The sequence below is a fragment of the Streptomyces telluris genome (genome assembly GCF_024519335.1).
Classification (GTDB): domain Bacteria; phylum Actinomycetota; class Actinomycetes; order Streptomycetales; family Streptomycetaceae; genus Streptomyces; species Streptomyces telluris.
The window spans coordinates 137,798-164,082 of sequence record NZ_JANIID010000007.1; the positions used below are offsets into that span (position 1 = coordinate 137,798).

General features: G+C 71.4%; 22 protein-coding genes. 16 read left to right on the plus strand and 6 right to left on the minus strand.

What is annotated here, in order from left to right; genetic code table 11:
* Positions 1-85 precede the first annotated feature (85 nt).
* From NQU55_RS10665 to NQU55_RS10705, 9 genes are all read left to right on the plus strand, one after another.
* A complete protein-coding gene (locus NQU55_RS10665; protein WP_256790357.1) occupies positions 86-1,009 on the plus strand; it encodes an ABC transporter permease in 924 nt (307 codons plus the stop codon).
* Between the two features lie 33 nt (positions 1,010-1,042).
* The gene (locus NQU55_RS10670; protein WP_168096876.1) at positions 1,043-1,972 is read left to right on the plus strand and encodes an ABC transporter permease; all 930 of its coding nucleotides are present in this window, start codon (positions 1,043-1,045) and stop codon (positions 1,970-1,972) included.
* Between the two features lie 13 nt (positions 1,973-1,985).
* Positions 1,986-3,047, plus strand: coding sequence for an ABC transporter ATP-binding protein (locus NQU55_RS10675; protein ID WP_256790358.1), 1,062 nt, complete (start codon positions 1,986-1,988; stop codon positions 3,045-3,047).
* Positions 3,040-4,104 carry an ABC transporter ATP-binding protein gene (locus NQU55_RS10680; RefSeq protein WP_277355253.1) on the plus strand — a complete coding sequence of 355 codons (1,065 nt, stop codon included), beginning with the start codon at positions 3,040-3,042 and terminating at the stop codon, positions 4,102-4,104. Before NQU55_RS10675 ends, NQU55_RS10680 begins: the two co-directional genes overlap by 8 nt.
* A gap of 164 nt (positions 4,105-4,268) precedes the next feature.
* A complete protein-coding gene (locus NQU55_RS10685; protein ID WP_168090713.1) occupies positions 4,269-5,888 on the plus strand; it encodes a peptide ABC transporter substrate-binding protein in 1,620 nt (539 codons plus the stop codon).
* Positions 5,889-5,895: 7 nt separating this feature from the next.
* Complete coding sequence (locus NQU55_RS10690; protein WP_168090714.1) at positions 5,896-6,819, plus strand: ABC transporter permease; 924 nt, start codon at positions 5,896-5,898, stop codon at positions 6,817-6,819.
* On the plus strand, positions 6,812-7,801 hold the full coding sequence (locus NQU55_RS10695) for an ABC transporter permease (protein WP_168090715.1): 990 nt from the start codon (positions 6,812-6,814) through the stop codon (positions 7,799-7,801). The genes NQU55_RS10690 and NQU55_RS10695 overlap by 8 nt, the downstream gene beginning before the upstream one ends.
* An 11-nt stretch (positions 7,802-7,812) precedes the next feature.
* Complete coding sequence (locus NQU55_RS10700) at positions 7,813-8,829, plus strand: ABC transporter ATP-binding protein (RefSeq protein ID WP_168090716.1); 1,017 nt, start codon at positions 7,813-7,815, stop codon at positions 8,827-8,829.
* On the plus strand, positions 8,819-9,862 hold the full coding sequence (locus NQU55_RS10705; protein ID WP_168090717.1) for an ABC transporter ATP-binding protein: 1,044 nt from the start codon (positions 8,819-8,821) through the stop codon (positions 9,860-9,862). Before NQU55_RS10700 ends, NQU55_RS10705 begins: the two co-directional genes overlap by 11 nt.
* A 191-nt stretch (positions 9,863-10,053) precedes the next feature.
* Here NQU55_RS10705 and NQU55_RS10710 read toward each other — a convergent pair whose 3' ends face one another.
* The 6 genes from NQU55_RS10710 to NQU55_RS10735 all read right to left on the minus strand — a co-directional run bounded on the left by NQU55_RS10710 (position 10,054) and on the right by NQU55_RS10735 (position 18,396).
* A complete protein-coding gene (locus NQU55_RS10710) occupies positions 10,054-11,103 on the minus strand; it encodes an ABC transporter ATP-binding protein (RefSeq protein ID WP_168090718.1) in 1,050 nt (349 codons plus the stop codon).
* 12 nt (positions 11,104-11,115) lie between these two features.
* On the minus strand, positions 11,116-12,132 hold the full coding sequence (locus NQU55_RS10715; RefSeq protein ID WP_168090719.1) for an ABC transporter ATP-binding protein: 1,017 nt from the start codon (positions 12,130-12,132) through the stop codon (positions 11,116-11,118).
* Between the two features lie 17 nt (positions 12,133-12,149).
* A complete protein-coding gene (locus NQU55_RS10720; RefSeq protein WP_168090720.1) occupies positions 12,150-13,127 on the minus strand; it encodes an ABC transporter permease in 978 nt (325 codons plus the stop codon).
* A gap of 21 nt (positions 13,128-13,148) precedes the next feature.
* Positions 13,149-14,969, minus strand: a complete 1,821-nt coding sequence (locus NQU55_RS10725) for an ABC transporter substrate-binding protein (RefSeq protein ID WP_168090721.1) — start codon at positions 14,967-14,969, stop codon at positions 13,149-13,151.
* A 50-nt stretch (positions 14,970-15,019) separates the two neighbouring features.
* Positions 15,020-15,997, minus strand: coding sequence for an ABC transporter permease (locus NQU55_RS10730; RefSeq protein ID WP_168090722.1), 978 nt, complete (start codon positions 15,995-15,997; stop codon positions 15,020-15,022).
* A 254-nt stretch (positions 15,998-16,251) separates the two neighbouring features.
* Positions 16,252-18,396 carry a S9 family peptidase gene (locus NQU55_RS10735; protein WP_168090723.1) on the minus strand — a complete coding sequence of 715 codons (2,145 nt, stop codon included), beginning with the start codon at positions 18,394-18,396 and terminating at the stop codon, positions 16,252-16,254.
* Between the two features lie 249 nt (positions 18,397-18,645).
* On the opposite strand from NQU55_RS10735, the gene NQU55_RS10740 reads away from it, so the two are divergent.
* The 7 genes from NQU55_RS10740 (at position 18,646) to NQU55_RS10770 (ending at position 26,247) form a co-directional block, all read left to right on the plus strand.
* Positions 18,646-18,840, plus strand: a complete 195-nt coding sequence (locus NQU55_RS10740; protein WP_030366139.1) for a hypothetical protein — start codon at positions 18,646-18,648, stop codon at positions 18,838-18,840.
* Positions 18,841-18,904: 64 nt separating this feature from the next.
* Entirely contained in the window at positions 18,905-19,798 is an 894-nt protein-coding gene (gene mshB, locus NQU55_RS10745; protein WP_168090724.1) for an N-acetyl-1-D-myo-inositol-2-amino-2-deoxy-alpha-D-glucopyranoside deacetylase, read from the plus strand.
* Entirely contained in the window at positions 19,795-20,184 is a 390-nt protein-coding gene (locus tag NQU55_RS10750; protein ID WP_168090725.1) for a DUF6113 family protein, read from the plus strand. The genes mshB and NQU55_RS10750 overlap by 4 nt, the downstream gene beginning before the upstream one ends.
* A 231-nt stretch (positions 20,185-20,415) precedes the next feature.
* The gene (locus NQU55_RS10755) at positions 20,416-23,043 is read left to right on the plus strand and encodes a hypothetical protein (protein WP_168090711.1); all 2,628 of its coding nucleotides are present in this window, start codon (positions 20,416-20,418) and stop codon (positions 23,041-23,043) included.
* A gap of 155 nt (positions 23,044-23,198) precedes the next feature.
* Entirely contained in the window at positions 23,199-24,155 is a 957-nt protein-coding gene (locus tag NQU55_RS10760; protein WP_168090726.1) for an ABC transporter ATP-binding protein, read from the plus strand.
* 85 nt (positions 24,156-24,240) lie between these two features.
* On the plus strand, positions 24,241-24,984 hold the full coding sequence (locus NQU55_RS10765) for an ABC transporter permease (RefSeq protein ID WP_168090727.1): 744 nt from the start codon (positions 24,241-24,243) through the stop codon (positions 24,982-24,984).
* Between the two features lie 33 nt (positions 24,985-25,017).
* Positions 25,018-26,247 carry a sensor histidine kinase gene (locus NQU55_RS10770; protein ID WP_372504677.1) on the plus strand — a complete coding sequence of 410 codons (1,230 nt, stop codon included), beginning with the start codon at positions 25,018-25,020 and terminating at the stop codon, positions 26,245-26,247.
* Positions 26,248-26,285: the final 38 nt, after the last annotated feature.

Sequence of the window (26,285 nt, forward strand, 5' to 3'; positions counted from 1 at the left end):
GGCCGTGTGCGGCCGCCTCCCCACCCTTCCCGTACCGGGAGGCGACGGCGAACGCCCCACGGCGGCAGTAAGTCAAGGAGACATCGTGGGCAAATATGTGATCCGGCGGATCGGGCAGATGGTGATCGTCCTCTTCGGTGCGACCCTCATCCTCTTCGCCTGCCTGTTCGTCCTTCCCGGAGACCCGGTCGGCTCGCTCGGCGGCGACAAGGCGCGTGACCCCGCCGTCGTCGAGCAGCTGCGCGAGCGCTACGGCCTGGACAAGCCCCTCGCCGTGCAGTACGGCAACTATGTGACCAACCTGGTCAAGGGTGACCTCGGCGAGGACTACACCCAGCGGCGCCAAGTGACCGAGGTGCTCGGCCCCAAGCTCGGCAACACCGCCAAGCTGGCCGTGGCGGCGATCATCATCGACGTGGTGCTCGGCGTCCTGGCGGGCCTGGTGGCGGCCTTGTTCAGATATTCGTTCTGGGACGTATTGGTCACACTTCTCACGACCTTGGCCATCGGCTTCCCCAGCTTCGTCATCGGCATGATCCTGCAGAGCCAGTTCGCCGTGAACCTGGGCTGGTTCCCGCTGATCTCGGACGGGTCGTTCAACTCGATGATCATGCCGGCGTTCACGCTGGCCATCATCGACGCGGCGCTCGTGGCCCGGCTGATGCGCGGCACCATGCTCGAGGTCCTGCGCGCGGACTACGTCAAGACGGCCATCGCCAAGGGCCTTCCGCGCCGCACGGTGCTCCTCAAGCACGTCATGCGCAACTCGATCATCCCCGTGGTGACCTACATCGGCATCTCCTTCGGCGGCCTGCTCGGCGGCGCCCTGATCACCGAGGCGATCTTCAACTGGGACGGCATGGGCTACGCGCTGGTCACCGCGATCCAGCAGGGGAACAACCCGATCATCGTCGGTGTGGTCACCTACGGTGTCGCCGTCTTCGTCCTGCTCAACCTGCTGGTCGATCTGCTGTACGCGGTGCTCGACCCGCGGATCCGCCTCAGCTGACCGCCAGGTCATACCCCGTTCTAGGAGTCACCCATGACTGAGCTCACCAAGAGCGACCAGGGGCCGGACGCCGCGACCGCACAGACCGCCGCCGCGAACAACACCGCCGAGCCCGCACCGGCCCGCATCACGCAGTGGGGCGAGATCCGCCACCGCTTCATGGCCAACAAGCTCGCCGTGGTCGGCCTCGGCCTGGTCGTCCTGCTCTTCATCGTCGCCGCCGCGGCGCCGCTGATCGCGACCCACGACCCGTACGCGCAGAACCTCACCAACACGCTGGCCGAGCCCAGCGGGGACCACTGGTTCGGCACCGACGCCCTCGGCCGCGACCAGTTCTCCCGGATCATCTACGGCAGCCGCATCGCCGTCATCGTCGGTCTGGCCTCGATCTTCCTGGCCTGTGTGATCGGCTGCATCCTCGGCGCCCTGTCCGGCTACTTCGGCAAGGCCGTCGACAGCGTCATCATGCGCACCGCCGACGTCTTCTTCGCCTTCCCGCTGCTCATCGGCGCGATCGTGATCATCCTGGTGATGGGCCGCGGCGTGCTGCCCGTCATCATCTCGCTGGCCGTCTTCAGCTGGGCCACCGTCGCCCGTCTGCTGCGCTCCAGCATCCTGTCCGTGCGCGAGATGGACTACGTGACGGCGGCGAAGGCGCTCGGCGCGAGCACCACCCGCATCATCCTGCGGCACATCATGCCCAACTCCATCGCGGCCGTGATGTCCTACGTGTCCTTCAGCGTCGGCACCGCCGTCGTCGCCGAGGCCTCGCTGTCCTTCCTCGGCATCGGCGTGAGCCCCGAGGTGCCGGAGTGGGGCAACATGATCTCCGCGGGCAAGGACTCCCTCGGCGTCAGCGACTTCCTGTGGGTGTACCCCAGCTCCGCGATCGTGCTGACGGTGCTCGGATTTGTCTTTGTCGGTGACGGGCTGCGCGACGCCCTCGACCCGAAGCTGCGTTGAGGAGAACGTCCCGATGACCACGACCGAAAAGACCGAAGGGGCGGCCGGTTCCGCGCCGCAGGACGCGAAGAAGTCCGCGCCCCTGCTCGAAGTGCGCGACCTGCACGTCGAGTTCAAGACCCGCGACGGCGTCGCCAAGGCCGTCAATGGTGTCAGCTACAGCGTCGACGCCGGCGAGACCCTCGCCGTGCTCGGCGAGTCGGGCTCCGGCAAGTCCGTCACCGCCCAGGCCATCATGGGCATCCTGGACTCGCCCCCCGGCCGTGTGGCCGGCGGTGAGATCCTCTTCCACGGCCAGGACATCCTGAAGCTGCCGGAGAGCGAGCGGCGCAAGCTGCGCGGCCCGAAGATGGCGATGATCTTCCAGGACGCGCTGTCCGCCCTCAACCCCGTCTTCTCCGTCGGCAACCAGCTCGGCGAGATGTTCCGGGTGCACCAGGGCCTGTCGAAGAAGGACGCCAAGGCCAAGGCCATCGAGCTGATGGACCGGGTGCGCATCCCGGCCGCCAAGCAGCGCGTGGGCGACTACCCGCACCAGTTCTCGGGCGGCATGCGCCAGCGCATCATGATCGCCATGGCGATGGCCCTGGAGCCGGACCTGATCATCGCCGACGAGCCGACCACGGCCCTCGACGTGACGGTGCAGGCCCAGGTCATGGACCTGCTCGCGGAGCTGCAGCGCGAGTACAACATGGGCCTGATCCTCATCACCCACGACCTGGGCGTGGTGGCGGACGTCGCCGACAAGATCGCCGTGATGTACGCGGGCCGCATCGTGGAGACCGCGCCCGTGCACGAGCTCTACAAGCGCCCCGCCCACCCGTACACGCGCGGCCTGCTGGACTCGATCCCGCGTCTGGACCACAAGGGCCAGGAGCTGTACGCGATCAAGGGCCTGCCGCCCAACCTCCTGCGGATCCCCACCGGCTGCGCCTTCAACCCGCGCTGCCCCAAGGCCCAGGACGTCTGCAGGGAGGACATCCCCGCCCTGCACCCGGTGACGGAGCAGGACGGCACCGAGCTCGACGGCCGCGGCAGCGCGTGCCACTTCTGGAAGGAGACGATCCATGGCTGACATGACCAAGGAGGCCGGGAAGGCCGGTCAGCGGGAGCCGATCCTCCAGGTCCGCAACCTCGTCAAGCACTTCCCGCTGACGCAGGGGCTGCTGTTCAAGAAGCAGGTCGGCGCGGTCAAGGCCGTCGACGGGATCTCCTTCGACCTCTACCAGGGCGAGACGCTGGGCATCGTGGGCGAGTCCGGCTGCGGCAAGTCCACGGTCGCCAAGCTGCTGATGACGCTGGAGACGGCCACCTCCGGCGAGGTCCTCTACAAGGGCCAGGACATCACCAAGCTGTCCGGGCGCGCGCTGAAGGCCGTCCGCCGCAACATCCAGATGGTGTTCCAGGACCCGTACACCTCGCTCAACCCGCGGATGACGGTCGGCGACATCATCGGCGAGCCCTTCGAGATCCACCCCGAGGTGGCGCCCAAGGGGGACCGGCGCAAGCGGGTCCAGGAGCTGCTCGACGTCGTCGGTCTCAACCCCGAGTACGTCAACCGCTACCCGCACCAGTTCTCCGGCGGTCAGCGCCAGCGCATCGGCATCGCCCGCGGCCTGGCGCTCAACCCCGAGATCATCATCTGCGACGAGCCCGTCTCGGCGCTGGACGTCTCGGTGCAGGCGCAGGTCATCAACCTGATGGAGCGGCTGCAGGACGAGTTCAACCTCTCCTACGTCTTCATCGCGCACGACCTGTCCATCGTCCGGCACATCTCCGACCGCGTCGGCGTGATGTACCTGGGCAAGATGGCCGAGATCGGCACGGACGCCCAGATCTACGAGCACCCGACGCACCCCTACACCCAGGCGCTGCTGTCGGCCGTCCCCGTGCCGGACCCCGAGGCCCGCGAGGGCCGCGAGCGCATCATCCTCACCGGTGACGTGCCCTCCCCGGCCAACCCGCCGTCCGGCTGCCGCTTCCGCACCCGCTGCTGGAAGGCCGAGGACAAGTGCGCCGAGGAGCTGCCGCTCCTGGCCGTGCCCACGCTCTACGAGGGCAAGGACACCCCGGCCGCACACGAGTCGGCCTGCCACTTCGCCGAGGTGAAGCAGGTGGTCGGCGCCGCGTAGCGCCGGTCGTACGACGGAAAGGGCTCTCCCGGGGCGCGCTGGTCGCGCCGGGGGAGCCCTTTCGTGTGGTTCGGCCGGGGAAAGCCGCCACAGAGGTGCATCACACCACCGAATGGGGTGTTATCTGGGCCTAAGTGACACTTGGGATCTGGAGGAGGCACTCGATGCGTGGAGCCACGCGCGCCCGGTGGGCCGTCTGTGCACTCGCGGCGGCGCTGGCCGCCGCGGCGGCCGGGTGCGGCGGCAGCGGCAGCAGCGGCGGGGTCGTCCGCTCCTCCTGGGGCGACCCGCAGAACCAGCTGGAGCCGGGCAACACCAACGAGGTCCAGGGCGGCAAGGTGCTCGCCATGATCTTCCGCGGGCTCAAGCGCTACGACCCCCGCAGCGGGGCCGCCGAGAACATGCTGGCCGAGCAGATCGAGACCTCCGACCAGCAGAACTTCACCATCACCCTCAAGGACGGCTGGTCCTTCTCCAACGGCGAGAAGGTCACCTCGAAGTCCTTCGTGGACGCCTGGAACTACGCGGCCCTCGTCGACAACAAGCAGAAGAACGCCTCCTTCTTCGAGTACATCGACGGCTACGACAAGGTCCACCCGGCGAGCGGGGCCGCCACCGCCAAGACCCTCTCCGGGCTCGTCGTCAAGGACGACCGGACCTTCACGGTCAAGCTCAGCACCAAGTTCTCCACGTGGCCCGACACCCTCGGCTACGCCGCCTACGCCCCGCTGCCCCGGGCCTTCTTCGACGACCACGAGGCCTGGCTGAAGAAGCCTGTCGGCAACGGCCCGTACACCGTCGACTCCTACGCCAAGGGCTCGGCGATGAAGCTCACCAAGTGGGCGGGCTACCCGGGCGACGACAAGGCGCGCAACAACGGCGTGGAGCTGCGCGTCTACACCGACAACAACACCGCGTACACCGACCTGCAGGCCGGCAACCTCGACCTGGTCGACGACATCCCCAGCGCCCAGCTCAAGAACGTGAAGACCGACCTGGGCGACCGCTACATCAACCAGCCCGCCGGCATCATCCAGACCCTCGTCTTCCCCATGTACGACGCGAACTGGTCGAAGAGCGGCATGGAGAAGGTCCGCCGCGGGCTGTCCATGGCGATCAACCGCGAGCAGATCACCGACCAGATCTACCACAAGACCCGCACCCCGGCGACGGACTGGACCTCACCGGCCCTCGGCGACAAGGGCGGCTACAAGGCCGGCCTGTGCGGGGACGCGTGCACCTTCGACGCCGCCGCCGCGAAGCAGCTCATCCAGGAGGGCGGGGGCCTGCCCGGCGGCCGGATCACCCTCACCTCCAACGTCGACACCGGCTCGCACCGGGTGTGGCTGGACGCCGTCTGCAACAGCATCAACAACGCCCTTGGCAACGACAACGCCTGCGTCGTCAACCCGGTCGGCACCTCCGCGGACTTCCGCAACCAGGTCTCCGAGCACCGCATGAGCAACCCCTTCCGCTCCGGCTGGCAGATGGACTACCCGCTGATCCAGAACTTCCTCCAGCCGCTCTACTACACGGACGCCTCCTCCAACTACGGCAAGTTCAGCGACCCGCAGTTCGACCGGCTCGTCGACGAGGCCAACGCCGAGAGCTCCCAGGGCACGGCCAACGCCAAGTTCCACGACGCGGAGCGGATCCTCGCCCGGCTGATGCCGGCCATCCCGCTCTGGTACCAGAACGGCAGCGCCGGCTACTCCGAGCGGCTCTCCGACGTCACGCTCAACCCGTTCAGCGTGCCCGTCTACGAGCAGATCAAGGTGGGCTGACGCGTCCATGGGACGGTACGTGGTCCGGCGGCTGCTCCAGATGGTCCCGGTGTTCATCGGCAGCACGTTCCTGATCTTCTTCATGGTCTACACCCTGGGCGACCCCGTGGCCGCCCTCTTCGGCGACAAGGCGCCCGACCCCGCGACGGCCGCCCGCATCCGCCAGGAGCTCTACCTCGACGAACCCCTGTGGAAGCAGTACGCGCACTACATGGGCCAGATCCTCTCGGGCGACTTCGGGACGGCCTTCAACGGCCAGCCGGTCATCGAGCTGATGGCCGACGCCTTCCCCGTCACCCTCCGGCTCACGCTCGTGGCGATCCTCTTCGAGATCGTCATCGGCATCACCCTCGGCGTCCTCAGCGGCCTGCGGCGCGGCCGCTCCGCCGACACCACCGTGCTGCTGCTGACCCTGATCGTCGTCTCCATCCCGACCTTCGTCAGCGGCTACGTGCTGCAGTACCTCTTCGGGGTCAAATGGGGGATCGTCTCGCCGTCCGTGTCCCCCGAGGCGCCCTTCGACGAGCTGCTGCTGCCCGGCATCGTCCTCGCCCTGACCTCCCTCGCCTACGTCACCCGCCTCTCGCGCACCTCCATCGCCGAGAACTCCCGCGCCGACTACGTCCGCACGGCCGTCGCCAAGGGCCTGCCGCGCCGCCGCGTCGTCACCCGGCACCTGCTGCGCAACTCCCTCATCCCCGTCGTCACCTTCATCGGCACCGACATCGGCGCGCTGATGGGCGGCGCCATCGTCACCGAGCGGATCTTCAACATCCACGGCGTGGGCTTCCAGCTCTACCAGGGCGTCCTGCGGCAGAACTCGCCCACCGTCGTCGGCTTCGTGACCATCCTCGTCATCGTCTTCCTGCTGGCGAACCTGTTCGTCGACCTCCTCTACGCCGTGCTCGACCCGAGGATCCGCTATGCCTGAACCCGAGCCGAAGGAGCCCGGGAGCCTCGACCCCGACGAGGCCGTCACCCCCGCGGGCGGAGGAGCGATGTCCCTGGCCACCACCGAAGCGGAGACCCTGGAGGACGGCCCGCTCCCCGGCGCCCCCGCGAGCGGCAAGGCCCGCAGCCTGTGGTCCGACGCCTGGCACGACCTGCGGCGCAACCCCGTCTTCCTGGTCTCCGCGCTGATCATCGTCTTCCTCGTCCTCATCGCCCTGTGGCCCGGGCTGATCGCGAGCGGGAACCCCCTGCAGTGCGACCTCGCCAAGGCCCAGGAGGGCTCCCAGCCCGGCCACCCCTTCGGCTTCGACACCCAGGGCTGCGACGTCTACACCCGCACCGTCCACGGCGCCCGCGCCTCCATCACCGTCGGCATCTGCGCCACAGCCGGCGCCGCCCTGCTCGGCAGCGCGCTCGGCGGGCTCGCCGGCTTCTTCGGCGGCTGGTGGGACGCGCTGCTCTCCCGGATCGCCGACATCTTCTTCGGCATCCCGATCATCCTGGGCGGCCTGGTCTTCCTCTCCGTGGTCACCAGCGGCTCGCTGTGGCCCGTCGTCGGCTTCATCGTGCTGCTCGGCTGGCCGCAGATCTCCCGCATCGCCCGCGGCTCCGTCGTCACCGCCAAGCAGCACGACTACGTCCAGGCGGCGCGGGCCCTCGGCGCGGGCGGCACCCGCCTGCTGCTGCGGCACATCGCGCCGAACGCCGTGGCCCCCGTCATCGTCGTCGCGACCATCGCCCTCGGCACGTACATCGCCCTGGAGGCCACGCTGTCCTTCCTGGGCGTCGGCCTCAAACCGCCCACCGTCTCCTGGGGCATCGACATCTCCAACGCCTCCACCCAGATCCGCAACGCCCCCCACATGCTGCTGTGGCCCGCGGGCGCCCTGAGCATCACGGTGCTGGCGTTCATCATGCTCGGCGACGCGGTCCGCGACGCCCTCGACCCCAAACTGCGCTGAGGAGCGGGCGGATGACACAGCCCACCGGAAAGGCGGACGCCGCCGTACCCCTGCTGGACGTGCGCGACCTGCACGTGGAGTTCCGCACCCGCGACGGCGTCGCCAAGGCCGTCAACGGCGTCAGCTACAGCGTCCGCGCCGGGGAGACCCTCGCCGTGCTCGGGGAGTCCGGCTCGGGCAAGTCGGTGACCGCGCAGGCCGTCATGGGCATCCTCGACTCCCCGCCCGGCCACGTCACCGGCGGCGAGGTCCTCTTCCGCGGCCGGGACCTGCTCACCATGGGCGGGGAGGCCCGGCGCCGGATCCGCGGCTCCAAGCTGTCGATGATCTTCCAGGACGCGCTCTCGGCCCTCAACCCCGTGATGAGCGTGGGCGCCCAGCTCGGCGAGATGTTCTCCGTCCACGACGGCATGACCCGCAAGGACTCCCGGGACAAGGCCGTCCAGCTGATGGAGCGCGTCCGCATCCCCGCCGCGGCCGAGCGCGCCGGGGACTACCCCCACCAGTTCTCCGGCGGCATGCGCCAGCGCATCATGATCGCCATGGCGCTGGCGCTGGAGCCGGACCTCGTCATCGCCGACGAGCCCACCACCGCCCTCGACGTCACCGTCCAGGCCCAGGTCATGGACCTGCTCGCCGAGCTGCAGCGCGAGTACAACATGGGCCTGATCCTCATCACCCACGACCTGGGCGTGGTCGCCGACGTCGCCGACAAGATCGCCGTGATGTACGCCGGGCGGATCGTCGAGACCGCACCCGTCCACCAGCTGTACGCCGCGCCCGCCCACCCGTACACCGCCGGCCTGCTCGGCTCCATCCCGCGCCTGGACCACAAGGGCAAGGAGCTCCACGCCATCAAGGGCCTGCCGCCCAGCCTCACCGACATCCCCGCCGGCTGCCCCTTCAACCCGCGCTGCCCGCGCGCCCGGGCGGTCTGCCGGACCGACCGGCCGCCGCTCTTCGACGTCGCCCCCGGGCGCACCAGCGCCTGCCACTTCTGGAAGGAGACCCTCGACGATGCGGGGTAACGGCGAGGCCATTCTGGAGGTGCGGGACCTGGTCAAGCACTACCCGCTCACCCAAGGCATCCTCTTCAAGAAGCAGATCGGGGCCGTGCACGCCGTCGACGGCGTCTCCTTCGACCTGCGGCGCGGCGAGACGCTGGGCATCGTGGGCGAGTCCGGCTGCGGCAAGTCCACGGTCGCCAAGCTCCTCGTGCACCTGGAGCGCCCCACGTCCGGGCGGATCCTCTACAAGGGCGAGGACGTCACCAACCTGTCCGGGCGCGCGCTGAAGGCCGTCCGGCGCAACATCCAGATGGTCTTCCAGGACCCGTACACCTCGCTCAACCCGCGGATGACGGTCGGCGACATCATCGGCGAGCCCTACGACATCCACCCCGAGGTCGCGCCCAAGGGCGACCGGCGCAAGCGGGTCCGCGAGCTGCTCGACGTCGTCGGCCTCAACCCCGAGTACATCAACCGCTACCCGCACCAGTTCTCCGGCGGCCAGCGCCAGCGCATCGGCATCGCCCGGGGGCTCGCCCTGCGCCCGGAGGTGATCGTCGCCGACGAGCCCGTCTCGGCGCTGGACGTCTCCGTCCAGGCCCAGGTCGTCAACCTCCTGGAACGGCTCCAGGCCGAGTTCGACCTGGCGTACGTCTTCATCGCCCACGACCTGTCGGTGGTCCGGCACATCTCGGACCGGGTCGCGGTGATGTACCTCGGGCGGTTCGCCGAAGCGGGCACGGACGCCCAGATCTACGAGCACGCCACGCACCCGTACACGCAGGCCCTGCTGTCGGCCGTGCCGGTCCCGGACCCGCGGGCGCGGGAGGGCCGCGAGCGCATCATCCTCACCGGGGACGTGCCCTCCCCGGCCGACCCGCCGTCGGGGTGCCGCTTCCGCACCCGCTGCTGGAAGGCGCAGGAGAAGTGCGCGAAGGTCGTGCCGCCGCTGGAGATCCCGGACTGGTTCCTGGAGGGCGCCGGCCCGGAGGCGCACGCGTCGGCCTGCCACTACGCGGAGGAACGCGAGCCGCCTTGCGGCGAGCCGCAATAGCCGAGTGCTCCCACAGTCCTCGGCCGCCGCGGCCAGACCCTCCGCCGCGACGGCGCTCAGCCCCCGCCGGGGTGTCCGGCGGTGCCCGGCGGCCTGGGGCCGGTCCGGCACCGCCGGACTGCGCCGTTGTGGTTGATCGCCGTGGCGGCGGAAGTTCTTGCCTGCGGCAAGGCGAGGGGGCCCGGGACCCATCAAGGGCCGGGCTGCACCACCGTCGTCGGGGCCTCCGGGAAGTGGCACGCCGTCAGGTGTCCGTCCCCGGAGCCGGCCGCGCGGGCGAGTTCCGGGTCTTCCGTCGCGCAGCGCTCCCGTGCTTTCCAGCAGCGCGTGCGGAAGCGGCACCCCGACGGCGGGGCGACCGGGGAAGGCACGTCCCCGGTGAGGCGGATCCTTTCGCGCCGCGCCGTGCCCTCCGCGCCCTCCGCGTCCGCCGCCTCCGGCACCGCCGACAGCAGCGCGTGCGTGTACGGGTGGCGCGGCCGCCGGTAGATGTCGTCGCGGGAGCCGGTCTCCACGATCCTGCCGAGGTACATCACGGCGACGCGCTGCGAGAAGTGCCGTACCACGGCCAGGTCGTGGGCGATGAACAGGAAGGCGATCCCCAGCTCCCGCTGCAGCGACTGCAGCAGGTTGACGACCTGCGCCTGGATGGAGACGTCCAGCGCCGAGACCGGCTCGTCGGCGACGACGACCTTCGGGTCCAGGGCGAGCGCCCGGGCCACCCCGATCCGCTGCCGCTGCCCGCCGGAGAACTCGTGCGGGAAGCGGTTGTAGTGCTCGGGGTTGAGCCCCACGGTCTCCAGGAGCTCGCGCACGCGCGCCTCGCGCCCGCCCGGCGGCTCGACGCCGTGGATCTCCATCGGCCCGGAGACGATCCGGCCGACCGTCTGCCGCGGGTTCAGCGACGCGTACGGGTCCTGGAAGATCATCTGGATTTCGGAGCGGACGGGGGCGAGCTGCCTGCGCCCGGCGTGGGTGATGTCGCGGCCCCGGTAGCGGATCCGCCCGGCCGTCGGCTCCAGCAGCCGGGTGAGCAGCCGCCCGGTGGTCGACTTGCCGCAGCCGGACTCGCCGACCAGGCCGAAGCTCTCCCCGGCGCGCACGGTCAGGTCGATGCCGTCGACGGCCCGCACGGCGCCGACGGTCCGCCGGACGGGGAATCCGCCGCGCACCGGGAAGTGCTTGGTGAGGTTCTCGGCGACGAGCAGCGGCTCGCCGACCCGGGGGCTCTTGTCGTCCATGGTCGCTGCTCCTCAGCCGAGCCGGGGTCGGATCTGCTCCGCGAACATGCTGCGCTGCCGCTCCTCCCCGAGGTGGCAGGCCGCTCCCCGGCCGGGCGGCAGGGACGGCCGCTCCGTGCGGCAGCGGCCTTCCGCCACGTCGGCGGCGTACGCGCAGCGCGGGTGGAAGGGACAGCCGGGCGGCGGGGCCAGCAGGCTGGGCGGGGTGCCCGGGATGGGGGTGAGCGGCCGCCCGACGTCGGAGGAGAGCCGGGGCATGGAGCCCAGCAGACCCCAGGTGTACGGGTGCCGGGGCGCCCGCAGCACCTCGCGGACGGGCCCCTGTTCGACGGCCCGCCCGGCGTACATCACCAGCAGGTCGTCCACCGTGCCGGCGACGACGCCCAGGTCGTGGGTGACGAGGACGATGGCCGCGCCGGTCTGCTGCTGGAGCTCCTTGAGCAGGTCGAGGATCTGGGCCTGCACGGTGACGTCGAGCGCGGTCGTCGGCTCGTCGGCGATGAGCAGCTCGGGGTCGCAGACCAGCGCCATCGCGATCATCGCGCGCTGCCGCATCCCGCCGGAGAACTGGTGGGGGTAGTCGTCGACGCGCAGCGCCGGGTCGGTGATGCCGACCCGGCGCAGCATCTCGACCGCCCGCAGCCGGGCCTCCCGCCGGGAGGCGCCGGTGTGCTTGCGGTACGGCTCGGCGATCTGCCGGCCGACGGTGTAGTACGGGGAGAGGGCGGTGAGCGAGTCCTGGAAGACCATCGCCATCTTGTTCCCGCGCAGCTTCTCCAGGACGGACTCCGGTGCCCGGGTCAGCTCCTGCCCGTCGAGCCGGACCTCGCCGCGGATCTCGGTGGTGCGCGGGTCGTGCAGCCCGAGCACGGCGAGGTTGGTGACGGACTTCCCGGAGCCGGACTCGCCGACGATGCCGAGCGTGCGGCCGCGCTCCAGGGTGAAGGACAGGCCGTCGACGGCCCGTACGGTGCCGTCCTCGGTGGCGAAGCGCACGTACAGGTCGCGCACGGAGAGGAAGGGGGTCAACTGCGGTCTCCTGACGGCTAGGCGAGCCGCACGCGCGGGTCGATGACGGCGTAGGCGGCGTCCACCACGATGTTGGCGACGACGATCGCCGTGCAGCCGACGAGCATCACCGCCATCAGGGTCGGCAGGTCGGTCTCGCTCACCGAGGACACCGCGAGCCGGCCCAGGCCGTGCAGGCTGAAGGTGAACTCGGTGATGATCGCGCCGCCGAAGAGCGACCCGAGGTCGATGCCGAAGATGGTGACGATGGGCGCGAGCGCGCCCCGCCAGGCGTAGCGGAAGAAGACGGCGCGCCGGCCCAGGCCCTTGGCGCGGGCCGCGCGCACGTGGTCCTCGCCGAGCTGCTCGATCATCTGGGAGCGCGTCATCCGGCTGTAGTTGGCGATGAAGATGATGGACAGCACCAGCCAGGGGATGAGCATGCCGGTGAACCACTTCACCGGGTCCTCGGTGATCGGGTGGTAGGCCGGGTTGTCCATCCAGTGCAGCCCGCTGACGAGCACGGCCAGGGCGATGACGCCGACGAAGTAGATCTGCAGGGCGTTGCCGACGAGGGACAGGGAGCTGAAGAACTTGTCGATCCAGGTCCCGCGGAAGGCCGCGGCGATCATGCCGATGCCGACGCCGACGACGAGGAAGACGGCGGCTCCGCCGAGCGTGATGGACAGGGTCGTGGGGAAGCGGTCCACGATGGTGCCCCACACCGGCTGCTGGTTGGAGAACGAGTAGCCGAAGCAGGGCGCCGGGCAGTGGCCGACGGTGAAGTCGCGGCCGGTGAAGATGCCCGTCATGTAGTGCCAGTACTGCACGGGCACCGGTTCGTCCAGACCGAGGTTCTTGTTGATCAGGGCGATGGCGTCCGGGGTGCAGTTCTTGCCGCAGGACATCAGGGCCGGCTGGGAGGGCAGCGCGAAGAACAGGGCGAAGGTGATCGCGCTGATCAGCACGATGATGACGAGGGCGCCGAGCGAGCGGCGCGCGAGGAAGCGCAGCATGGTCCGCCGTCCGGGGGAGCGTTACTTGACGTAGACGCCGGTCGGGTCGACGGTTCCGTAGACCGGCTGGTAGCGGACCCCGCCCAGGTTCGAGCCCCACAGGGAGAACTGGGTGTTGTAGAAGGTCGGCACGCCCGGCACGTCCTCGGTGAGGATCTTGTCGGCGAGCTTCTGCCACTCGGGTGCGGCCTGCTTCACGTCCGGGATCGCGTTGATCCGGTCGATCTCCTTGTTGACCGCGGCGTTGTCGAGGTGGCCGTAGTTCTGGGAGCCGTCGGCGATCTGCCGGCCGTCGAAGAGGGGCGGCACGACGGTCGAGGCGACGGGCCAGTCCGCGCCCCAGGAGGTGCGGTAGATGTCGAACTTGTTCTTCACCTCGGCGATCGCCGTCCGCCAGGTGTTGGAGTCGATCTCCTTCTTCTGCACCTTGAAGCCCGCGCGCTCCAGGGCCTGGGTGACGACCACGGAGACCTTCTGCTGGATGTCGGTGTTGGCGTAGGCGTAGACGATCTCCTGGCCCTCCTTGCCGGCCGCCTTGAGCAGCTCGCGGGCCTTCTCCGGGTCGCCGGCCGGCTTGTCCTTCTTCCGGAACGGGTCGGTCGGCCGGTAGCCGTCCATGGCGGGGGAGAGGAGGTTGGTGGCGACCACCCCGGCGGTCGCGCCGCCCATCTGCTGGAGGATCTGCCCGTTGGGCATCGCGTACGCGAGCGCCTTGCGGACGTTGACGTCCTTGAGCCGGTCCATGTTGAAGCTGATGTAGTCCACGTACGGCTGGATCTCCACGAACCGGCGCGCCTTGGTGTCGGCCTGGCCGAGGACCTTCTCGGTCATCTCCGGGGCGACGGCGTTGGAGAACGACAGGGTGTTCTTGTCGGCGCCCTGGTCGGCGAGGTAGCGCCGTGTGGAGTCCGCGTACTGGTGGCCGAAGCTGATCTCGAACCGGTCGGCGTACTGGTGCCGGATCGGGTCGGTCCTCGCGTCCCAGTGCTCGTTGCGCACGAGCGTCAGCGACTTGCCGACCTTGTACTCGCCGACCTTGTAGGGGCCGGAGGCGAAGGGGGCGTTGTCGTACTTGCGCCGGGTGTCCTTCTCCGCCTTCACGGCGCCGATGTTCGGCATGGCGGTGGCGAAGGGCGTGTCGGCGTGCGGCTGGCGGAAGTGGAAGACGATCGTCTTGTCGTCCGGGGTGTCCAGCACGGACGCGGGCAGGTGCGCGCCCTTGTACGGGCCGTCGGGCAGCGCCTTGCGGAAGGCCGTGCCGTCGCCGGAGAGCCACTGCGGGATGTACTGCGGGCCGTCGGTCTCGAAGTCGGCGTAGAGCCGTTCGATGCCCCAGCGCACGTCCTTGGCGGTGATCGGCGAGCCGTCCTCGAACTTCAGCCCGTCCTTGAGGGTGAACTTCCAGGTCTTCCCGCCGTCGGACGGCGTGCCCGCGTCGGTCGCCAGATCGCCGACGATCTTCACCTTGCCCTTGTCGTCCACCTTGTACGAGGTGAGCGTGCGGTTGTAGAGCATCTGGTTGGCGAGCATGTCGTTGTAGTAGATCTGCCCGGGGTCGAGGTGGACGAAGGCGTCGCGCTGCAGGACGCCGACCGTCCCGCCCTTCTTCGCGCCGGGCACCTCGGGGGCCGGCCCGGCGGAGTCCTCCTTGGTGCCGACCGAGTAGTTGGCGGAGGCGTTCTTGTCCGCTCCGGGCCCCTGGCTCTTGTCACCGCCGCCCCCGCCGCCTCCGCTGCTGCACGCGGAGAGCACGAGGGCGCCGGAGGCCAGGGCGGCCGCCGCGGCCGCGAGCCGGACTCTGGAGCGGAGGGGGCCCGTGGTGGGCTTCGTCGTGGGCGTCATGGGTCGATGCACCTGCCTGTCCGTCGTCGGCGGTTCCTGTGTGCACGTCCTCAGCGTCCGGTCCGCGGGTCGAAGGCGTCCCGGACCGAGTCCCCGAGCAGGTTGAAGGCGACCACGAAAACGATCATCGCGAGGCCGGGGAAGAAGATGTAGGTGATGTCGCTCTCGTAGTAGTGGGCGCCGTTGGCGAACATCCGGCCCCAGTCCGGCGTGGGCTCCACGATGCCGACGCCGATGAAGGACAGCCCGGCCTCGATGGTCACGAAGCTGGGCAGCATCAGCGTCGACTGCACCAGGATGGGCGTCCAGAGGTTGGGCAGCAGCTCCTTGGTGATGATCCGCCAGGGCGAGGCGCCGGTGACCCGCGCCGCCTCGACGAACTCCCGTTCCCGCAGGCTCAGCACCTGTCCGCGCAGCAGCCGCGCCAGCCCCATCCAGCCCAGCACCCACAGCACCAGAATCAGCGTCAGCACGCGCAGGTAGGTCGGGGTCTCCTTCTCCGGGCTCACGAAGAGCGCGTAGACGACCGGGGTGAAGGCGATGAACGACAGCTGGCTCGGGAAGGCCAGCAGCAAGTCGATGAAGCGGCCGAGCAGATAGTCGGTCCGGCCGCCCAGATATCCGGCCGTCACCCCGATCAGCACGCCGGTCAGGACGCACAGGACCGTGGCTGCCGCGGCGATGAGCAAGGACGTACGGATTCCGTAGACCAGCTGGGTCAGGACGTCCCGGCCGAGGGTGGGTTCGATGCCGAACCAGAAGTCCCCCGATATTCCCCCGTTGGGCTTCACCGGATAGCCGAACTCGTTGAGCAGGCCCGGCTCGTTCAGCCCGTAGGTCTCCGTCGGATTCCTGCCGTAGAGCTTCGCGATCAGTGGTGCCGCCAGCGCGACCAGGAAGAAGAACGTCACCACGTAGGCGGAGACGACACCCGGACGGTCGCGTTTGAAGCGCCGCCGCATCAGCTGTCCGGGTGATCTGCCGACCGGTTCCGGATGTGCCACCGGGGCCGGGGAGGAACTCGTCATCGCGTAATCCCCCGCACTGTCGTCGTCGAACCCACCGCGGACGCACGGGCGCGCGCAGTGGGTTGAGCGGACTTTCGCAACGGATTCACAGCGCAGTCAAGAGGGCTGCCGACCGCGGGAGGGCGGGCGGCGCTTCTTGAGCGAACGTTGAGCGGATCGACGACGTATCGACGACGCGGCGTGCTTGACGCGGCGTGCCCGGCCGGGGTGGCGGGCACGCCGCGCGCGGCCCCCGCGGGCGGGGGCGCACAGGGTCAGGCCATGCCCAGGGACCTCTTGAGGAAGTCGACCTGGAGCAGCAGGAGGTTCTCCGCGACCTGCTCCTGCGGGGTCATGTGCGTGACGCCGGACAGCGGCAGCACCTCGTGCGGCCGGCCCGCCGCCAGCAGCGCCGAGGACAGCCGCAGGGTGTGCGCCGCGACCACGTTGTCGTCGGCCAGCCCGTGGACGATCATCAGCGGCCGGACCGGGCCGGCCGTCTCCGCCAGCCCGTCGTCGGTGACCAGCGAGTTGTGGGCGTACACCTTCGGCTTCTCTTCCGGGAGGCCGAGGTAGCGCTCGGTGTAGTGCGTGTCGTACAGCCGCCAGTCGGTCACCGGGGCGCCCGCGACGGCCGCGTGGAAGACGTCCGGGCGGCGCAGCACGGCCAGCGCCGCGAGGTAGCCGCCGTAGGACCAGCCGCGGATGCCCACCCGGCCCAGGTCCAGGGGGAAGTCCGCGGCCAGCGCCTGCAGGGCCTCGACCTGGTCGTCCAGGGTGACGCCGGCGAAGTCCTCGTGGATCGCCTTCTCCCAGGCGGGGGAGCGGTGCGGGGTGCCCCGGCCGTCGGCGACGACCACGGCGAAGCCCTGGTCGGCGAACCACTGCGAGGTCAGGTGGGCGTTGTGCCCGGCGACCACGCGCGGGCCGTGCGGGCCGCCGTAGGGGTCCATGAGGACCGGCAGCGGCCCGTCGCCCTCCGTGTAGCCCGTCGGGAGGAGTACGGCGCACGGGATCCGGCGCGCGCCCGCCTCCGTGAGCCGTGCGCGCGAGGTGAGCACCGGCGCTTCGGCATACGAGGTCACGCCGGTCGCCTCCGCGCCGTCGCGCAGGACCCGGACAGCGGCCCCGGCGCGCTCCGGTACCGCGGACACCAGGACGGTGACCGCCCCCGAGCGCACGGCCGAGTGCCAGCCGCGCTCCTGCGAGACGCGCTCCACGCCCTGCTCGCTCACCCGGTAGACGTGCGTCTCCCCGGTCTCGGGCGCCTCCGCGCCGGCCCCCGCGGAGGCGGAGACGAGCACGTCGTCGGCGCCGATGTCGAGCACGGCGCGCAGGTGCAGCCCGCTTCCGGTCAGCGTGCGGTCGCCGACCACCAGGGCCCGGGAGCCGTCCTCGTCCGAGACGCGCACCAGGCGCCCGTCGGGGGTCCAGGCGGGAACACCGGGGAACAATTCAAGCCACTTTGCGTCCTGCTCTTCGCGGAGCACGCTCGTGGCGCCCGTCCCGGTGTCCACGGTGAGATACGCCTGGTGACGCTGGTCGCGGCTCTGCACCAGCAGCAGCGGGGGCCCGCCCGCCGACCAGTGCACGCGCGCGAGGTACGGGTGGCGCGCGCGGTCCCACCGGACGTCCGTGCGGGTCCCGTCCAGGCCCAGCAGCGCGAGCGTCACCTCGGCGTTCGGCGTGCCCGCCGCCGGATAGCCCACCTCCGCGGGACGGCTGCCGGGGTTGGCCGGGTCGGCGATCCACCAGCGCCGCACGGGGGCGTCGTCCACCCGCGCGGCCAGCAGGGACTCCCCGTCCGGGGCCCACCAGAAGCCGCGGTGGCGGTCCATCTCCTCGGCCGCCACGAACTCCGCGAGCCCCCAGGTCACCGTGGGCCCGTCCGGCTCGGCCAGGGCCCGGTCCGCGCTCGCGCCGGAGGCCTCGCCCGGCGCCGGCTCCACGTCCACCACGCGCAGCGCGCCGCCCGCGACATAGGCGACCCGGCGGCCGTCGGGGGAGGGGCGCGGGTCGGCGACCGGACCGGGAACGGGCAGTTCACGGGCGGTGCCGCCGCGCAGCTCCGCCACGAACAGCCGGCCCGACAGGGGGAACGCCGCCAACTCCGCCGCGCTGTCCACGGCGTAGCCCACGACGCCCGCCGAACCCTCGCGCAGCCGTTCGCGCCGGGCCTTCTCCTCGGCCGACAGCTCCTCTCCGGCCCCGGCCAGCAGCACGGCCGGGTCGGCGGCGGGGAACTCCCGTCCCGTGGCCGGGTCGAGGACCCACAACACGCCCGAGCGGTCGGTGCCGGAACGCGAGCGGATGAAGACGACACGCGAGCCGTCGGGTGACACGGTGAACGAGCGCGGCGCGCCGAGCGAGAAGCGCTGCGTACGGGCGTACTGTCGCGGGAACGAGACTTGTCCGGTCATGCCGCCGAGCCTACGGCGAGACGGCGAGAATCCGCCGTGCGCCCCGGAATTGCCCCCATGCACCCAGTGCTGGGTCACGCTCTGGAAAGTTATGATCACGGACGCATAGCCAGATGAGTTTCGCGTGACAACCGCTCCACCCCGTTCGGCCTGCCCGTTCGGCGTTTCGTCGTTTTTGTTCGTCGCTTGTCCGTCGCTCGTTCGTCGTTCTCATCCGTCCAACCGCGCGTTTACTGGAGGTGAACCGCCGTGGCACTCTCGATTTCGGCGGTGGTGCTGCTGGCGATCGTCGTCTTCATGCTGTGCCGGAAGTCCGGGCTGAAGGCCGGTCACGCAGCGGTCTGTGTCCTGCTGGGCTTCTATCTGGCGAGCTCGTCCCTCGGGCCGACGATCCACCAGGTGACCAAGAGCGCCACCGACGTGATCAGCAACATCAAGTTCTGAGGGCGTCCGCCCCGGGTCCGCGGGCGGGGGTCCGCCGGGCCCGCAGGACTCGTAGGCTGGTCCCATGACCGACAGCTCCTTCCTGCCGGGTCGCCGGCTCCTCCTGGTGCACGCGCACCCGGACGACGAATCCATCAACAACGGCGCGACCATGGCCAAGTACGCGGCCGAAGGGGCCCACGTCACCCTCGTGACCTGCACGCTCGGCGAAGAGGGCGAGGTGATCCCGGCCGATCTGGCACACCTCGCCGCCGACCGGGAGGACGCCCTCGGGCCCTTCCGCGCCGGTGAGCTCGCGGCCGCCATGAAGGAGCTCGGCGTCACCGACCACCGCCTCCTCGGCGGCCCCGGGCGCTACCGGGACTCGGGAATGATGGGCGCGCCGCAGAACGACCACCCCGGATGCTTCTGGCGGGCGGACGTGGACGAGGCCGCCGCGTCCCTCGTTGAGGTGATTCGCGAGGTGCGGCCGCAGGTGCTCGTCACCTACGACCCGGACGGCGGCTACGGCCACCCCGACCACATCCAGGCGCACCGCGTCGCGATGCGCGCCGCGGAGCTCGCCGGCGAGACGGCCTTCCGGCGCGACCTGGGCGACCCCCACGAGATCGCGAAGGTCTACTGGAACTGCGTGCCGCTGTCCGTCGTGGAGGAGGGCTTCGCCCGGCTGCGCGCCGCGGGCCGCGAGATCCCCTTCCCCGGCATCGCCTCCCCGGCCGACGTGCCGGGCGTCGTCCCCGACGAGGAGGTGACGGCCGCGATCGCGACCGCCGGTCATGCGGAGGCCAAGGCCGCGGCGATGCGTGCCCATGCCACCCAGATCGCCGTGGACGGTCCGTTCTTCGCGCTCTCCAACGACCTGGGCCAGCCGATCCTCGCCGACGAGTACTACAAGCTCGTCCGCGGCCGGGCCGCCGGCCCCCGCGAGGACGACCTGTTCGCCGGGGTGGACGCATGACCGGGATGACCGCCCCCCTGAGCGCCGGGCGCATCGCCGCCTTCGCCGGCCTCTTCGTCCTCGGCGCCGCGACCGGCTTCGCCGGCGCGCTCACCCAGGGCGGCTGGTTCCCCGGCGGCCTGTCGCTGGCGCTGCTCGCCGTCGCGGGCCTCAGCTACGGCGCGGTGACCGCGACGGGCAGCCGCGCCGGCGGGGCGGTGGCCGGCGGCGGCTGGCTCGTCGCGGTGCTCCTGATGACCTCGTCGCGCCCCGAGGGCGACTTCTTCTTCGGCGCCGGAATCGGCGCGTACGTCTTCCTGCTGGGCGGGATGGCGCTGGCTGTGATGTGCGCCACTGTCCCGAAACTGCCGCAACCGGACGGACCTTCGGTCCGACTTGGCAAGTGACGTGACGATTTCTGCCTGAGTGTCGTTCGGCTCCCTAGCAGGTCATCCGGTATCTGCCGGACTTGTCCCGTGACGGGCCGACGGCGCGCGGCCACGCAGCGCGCTCCCGTCCGCCGGTGTGAACCGGCGGTCGTCAAGTGCGTGTGCGCGGTGCCCAGTATGGTGGTGCGCGCCGCCGAGCCGCCCGAGCGAGGTCATGACGGGCGGCGGAGCTAACCGGGAGAACCTGCTTTGAGCCGTGAATCTGACAGTTCGTCCTCCGGGCCCCAGGGGCGCGGTGGCGCCGCCTACCCGTCCGGGACCCCTCCGTACGGCAGTGAGGAGCAGGCCCGCGGGGCCGCGGCCTCCAGGCCCGAAGAGCCCAAGACCGAGACCACGCTGACGACGCGGATCCGTATCAACATCCCGGGATCCCGGCCCATCCCGCCGGTCATCATGCGCACCCCGGTCGACGGCGAGGCAGCGCCCGCGAGCGCGCCCGCCAAGCCCGCCGCTCCGGCCGGCGGCGGCGCCCCGGCGGGCGAGCGCAAGGCCGAACTGCCGCGCCGCCCCGCCCCCACGACGCCTCCCGGCCGCAAGCCGCAGGACCGCTCCGGCGACAAGGACCAGGGCGCCAAGGGCGAGAAGGCCAGCGACTGGTTCGCCCCGCGCAAGTCCGGCGGCCCCGCCCCCTCGGGGAGCGCGGCGGCCCGCCGGTCCGCGGCCCAGGGCGGCGCACCCGGCACGGGCGCGCCGCAGGGCGGTGCGCCGGTCTCCGGTGCCCCGCAGCACTCCGGCCCGCGCAACGCCCCCCAGGCTCCTGCCGCGGCGAACCCGGTCATGGGTGCGGTCGCGGGCGGTGCGCCCTGGCCCGGCGACGCGCAGACGACCGGTTCGATGCCCCAGCCGCCCGCCCCGGGCAACGGCTGGCAGCGCGACACCACGCAGGGCGGCGCCCCTCAGGCGCCCGGCTCCTCGCCGCGGCGCGGCGCGGAGGACGACTGGCCCGGCGGCTCCTCGGCCACGGGTGCGACCTCGTGGGACGCGGGCATGAACCCGGGTGCCGACCCGGGCATGAATGCCGGCATGAACGCAGGCATGAACGACATTCCGGGCGTCGGTGTGCCCGGTGGCGCGGGCGTGCCCGGCGGTGCGGCCGGCGGTGGCCGGGCGCAGCGGCGCGGTGCGCAGGACGACTGGCCGGGCGGCCCGTCGGCCTCCTCCGCTCCCGCCGCACCCGTGGACGACTGGCCGGCCGGCCCCTCCACCACGGCCTCCACGCCGTGGCCGGGTGACCCGCAGACGACCGGTTCGATGCCGCAGCCGCCCGCCCCGGGCAGCGGCACCGGCGCGCCCTGGCCCGACGACCCGGTGAACACCGGCCCCATGGGCATCATGCAGGCCCCGGGCACGCCGCCGAGCACCAGCACGCAGTGGACCGAGCCGGAGAGCACGCAGCAGTTCCCCGCGCCCGCCATGGGCCAGGGCGCCGCGGCGCCGTTCGCCCCCGCCGGGGGCGCCGCCGGACGCACGGACACCCCGCACGAGGGCGTGCCCCGCGTGCCCGCGCCGCCCGTCGGCGCGCAGTCCGCGGCCGGCGCCGCTCCGGCGGCCCCGGGCAAGGCCCCCCAGGCGCCCAAGGGCGGCAAGGGAGCCAAGGGCAAGGGCGGCAAGAAGGGCGGCCCCCAGGCCTCCGCGCCCGGCGGCCCGGCCGGCGGCGCGACGCTCGTCGGCGGGGTGCCCGCCGTGCCCCCGCCCGGCCCGGGCGGGGCCGCGCAGCCCAAGAAGCCCGTGGACGGCGGCGCGCCGCGCATCGCCGTGCCCAAGCCCAAGGTGCCGGGCCCCGGCGCCGGACCGGCCGTCCCGCCGCCCCCGGCCAAGGGCGCGGCTCCCAAGGGCCCCGCGAAGAGCGCACCCGCGAAGTCCAAGCCGAAGAAGAAGGGCCGCTCCAAGCTCGTGCTGCTGGGCGGCGCGGTCGTCGGCCTGGCCGGTGTCGCGTACGGCGCCGGGCTGCTCCTCGACCACGCGGACGTGCCGAACGGCACCACCGTGCTCGGGGTGAACATCGGCGGCTCCTCCAAGGAGCAGGCCGTCCAGAAGCTCGACTCCGCGCTCGGCGACCGGGCGACGAAGCCGCTGACGGTCTCCATCGGCGGCAAGGAGGCGCAGCTCAAGCCGTCCGTGGCGGGCCTGTCCATCGACACCCAGGCCACGGTGCGCGCGGCGGCCGGCCGGGACTACAACCCGCTGACCGTCATCCCCTCGCTCATCGGCGGCACCCGCAAGGCCGAGCCCGTGATCGTCGCCGACGAGGAGAAGATCGCGGACGCGCTCAAGACGCTCGCCGGCGAGTCGGGCGCGGCCAAGGACGGCACGATCAAGTTCGAGCCGGGCAAGGCCGTGCCGGTCTACGGCAAGCCGTACGAGGGCATCGACGGCGACAAGGGCGTCGATGCCGTCGCCAAGGCGTACAAGGACCGCGCCGCCACGGGGCAGGAGACCACGGTGGCGCTGCCGAGCGCGAGCCAGCAGCCGAAGGTGAGCAACGCCGAGGTCGACCGGATGATGAAGGAGTTCGCGCAGCCCGCGATGTCCGGCCTGGTCACGGTGCGCACGGATGCGGCGCACAGCATCCAGTTCGGCCCGGAGCGCTCGCTGCCGAAGATCCTGGGCGTCAAGGAGGTGGGCGGCAAGCTCGTCGAGAGCTACGACCTCGAAGCGCTCAAGGAGCTGTACGGCACCAAGTTCAAGGGCGTCCTCATCCAGCGCGGCAACGGCACCAAGACGGAGGTCACCCCGCAGGACGTCGTCGGCGCGCTGCGCAAGGCGCTCCTGGGCAAGACGCTCGCCGAGCGGACCGGGACCATCCCGCTCGGCTGACGGCCCGCCGTCCGGCCGGCAGACAGGCCCTGCGAGCCCCCGCGCCCCCGTGGCGCGGGGGCTCGCTCACGTCCGGGCACCCATGACATCTGTCATCGCCAGGACCGTACGGCTGACACTGCCGCCGACCCCGCCCGCCGGACAGGATGGTGGACATGACCACCACAGCAGTCACGTACACGGGGGACGGGCGCCGCACCGGCGCCCCCGTGGTCAGTTTCGAGAACGTCAGCAAGAGCTACGGGGCGGTGCGTGCCGTGGCCGATCTGGACCTGCAGCTGTACCCGGGCGAGACCGTCGCCCTGCTCGGCCCCAACGGCGCCGGCAAGTCCTCCACCCTCGACCTCCTCCTCGGCCTGAGGAACCCCGACGCGGGCCGGGTCGAGCTCTTCGGCACGACCCCCCAGGAGGCCATCTCCCAGGGCAAGGTCGGCGCGATGCTGCAGTCCGGCGGCCTGATGGAGGACGTGACCGTCCGCGAGATCGTGAAGCTCGGCTGTGATCTGCACCCCCGTCGCTACCCCGTCGACCAGGTGCTCGCCGCCGCCGATCTCACCGAGATAGCCGACCGCCAGGTCAACAAGCTCTCCGGCGGCCAGGAGCAGCGGGTGCGGTTCGCGCTCGCGACGGCCGGCGCCAACGAGCTCATCGTGCTGGACGAGCCCACGACCGGCATGGACGTCTCCGCCCGCCAGGCGTTCTGGGGCGTGATGCGCGAGCAGGCCCGGGCCGGGCGCGCCATCCTCTTCGCCACGCACTACCTCGAAGAGGCCGACGCCATCGCCGACCGCGTGATCGTGCTGCACCGCGGGCGGGTCCTCGCGGACGGCTCGGCTGCCGAGATCAAGGCGAAGGCCGGGGCCCGCCGCATCGTCTTCGACCTGGACGGGCACATCGGCGAAGCCGCCCTGCGCGAGCTGCCGTTCCTGTCCTCCCTGGAGATATCCGGCCGCACGGTGCGCATCCAGTCGCACGACGCCGACGCCACGGTCCACGCCGTCTACGGGCTCGGCCTCTACCCGCGCAACCTGGAGGTCGCGGGGCTCGGCCTGGAGCAGGCCTTCATCGCCATCACCGACGCTGCCGCCGCCGAGGAGGCGGCCCTGTGCTGATCTCCCCGGGGGACAACCCCCGGACCCCCGGCCGCAACCACAGCCCCACCGCAGTGCTCGGATCCGTTTCGCGAGGCGCAGTCTGATGAACACCCTGATCAAGCTCGAGATCGCGCGCACCCTGCGCAACAAGAAGTTCATGTTCTTCTCGGTGATCTACCCCGCCGGCCTCTATCTGCTGATCGCGGGCGGCGCGAGCAGCACCGAGATCGTCGAGGGCACCGGGCTGACCCTGCCGCTGCTGATGATGGTCTCCATGGCCTCCTTCGGCGCGATCACCGCCGTCCTCGTGGGCAACAGCGAGCGGATCGCCAAGGAGCGCGAGAAGGGCTGGGTGCGCCAGCTGCGCCTGACGGCCCTGCCCGGCCGCGGCTACGTGACGGCCAAGGTCGCCTCCGCCGCCGTGGTCTCGCTCCCCTCGATCCTGGTGGTCTTCCTGGTCGCCGCGCTCGTCAAGGACGTCCGGATGGACGCCGCCTGGCAGTGGTTCGCGCTCGTCGGCGCGATCTGGGCGGGCAGCATCGTCTTCGCCGCGCTCGGCGTGGCCGTCGGCTACCTCGCCACGGGCGACGCCGTCCGCCCCATTACGATGATCATCTACTTCGCGCTGTCGATGCTCGGCGGCCTGTGGATGCCGACCACCACCTTCCCCACGTGGCTGCAGAAGGTCGCGGAGTGGACGCCCACCTACGCGTACGCCGGGCTCGGCCGGTCGATCGAGCAGGCGAACGCCCCCGAGGTCAAGCACGTGACGCTCCTCGTGGTCTACCTCGTGCTGTTCGCCGGCGTGGCAGCCTGGCTGTACCGCAAGGACACCCGCAAGTCCTGACGGACGCCGGAAGACCAGGAAGACAGGCAGGACATGGCAGCACGACCGCGGCGCCGGAACCCATGGCGCCTCGCCATGGAGGTCCATGACGACCCGTCGTACACCATCGGCATCGGCACTGAGCCCGACAACCGCCGCCAGGTGATCATCAAGCTCATCTGGATCGCCATCTGGTTCGCCTACATGGCGGCCCCCGTGGAGGACCTCCTCGGCGACCACCACACCCTGACCGGCGACGTCCTCGGCGGCTGCGGCCTTGCGGCCTTCGTCTCCGGCTACCTCGCCCTGGTCTTCCGGCACACGTCCCGTCCCCTGGAGCGCGCCCGCGTGCTCGGCGCGCTCGCCGCGCTGGTGTCCCTCGCGGTCGTGCTGGCCCTCACGCTCGGGGGCGCCTGGCTCGTCCTCTTCGTCTATGTCTGCGTCGCCTCCGGCGCGGTCCTGCCGACGAAGCTGTCCCGCATCGCGATTCCGCTGGTCACGGGGGTACTGGCGGGACTCGGTGCGATCACGCCGGGCGCTCCCGAATACCTGGCCGCCCTCGTCGTCCCGGCGCTGCTCGGCGGCTTCGCGATGGTGGGGGTGCGTCAGATGGCGCTGACGACCCGTGCGTTGCGCGAGGCCCGCGCCACGGTCGCCCACCTCGCGGCCAACGAGGAGCGGCTGCGCCTCGCCCGCGACCTGCACGACCTCCTGGGGCACTCCCTGTCGCTGATCACGCTCAAGAGCGAGCTGGCCGGGCGGATGCTCCCGGACCGGCCCGACCAGGCGGCCCAGCAGGTCGCCGACATCGAGCGGGTCAGCCGGCAGGCCCTGGTGGACGTCCGCGAGGCGGTGAGCGGCTTCCGCCGCCCCACGCTGGAGGCCGAGCTGGCCGGCGCCCGGACGGCCCTGGCCGCGGCCGGCATCACCGCCGACCTCGCCCGCGCCGCCACCGACCACCCCGACCTGCCGCCCGACGAGGAGGGCGCGCTGGCCTGGGCGCTGCGGGAGGCCGTGACCAACGTGGTGCGGCACAGCGCCGCACAGCGCTGCGAGATCACGCTGGCCGAAGAGGGCGACGAGCTCTGCCTGACCGTCGGCGACGACGGCCGCGGCCCCGGGGGCGGCCTTCCCGGCAACGGGCTGACGGGCCTGTCCGAGCGGCTCCAGCTCGCCGACGGCCGCCTGGAGACCGGCCCGGGCCCGCGGGGCGGCTTCCGCTTGCGTGCATTCGTCCCTCTCTCGCGCAGCCTCGCCCCGGAGCGGCCTACCCTGTCGTCGTGACAGACGAGCACCACCCTGCCGATCCGGCCGGCCGACGC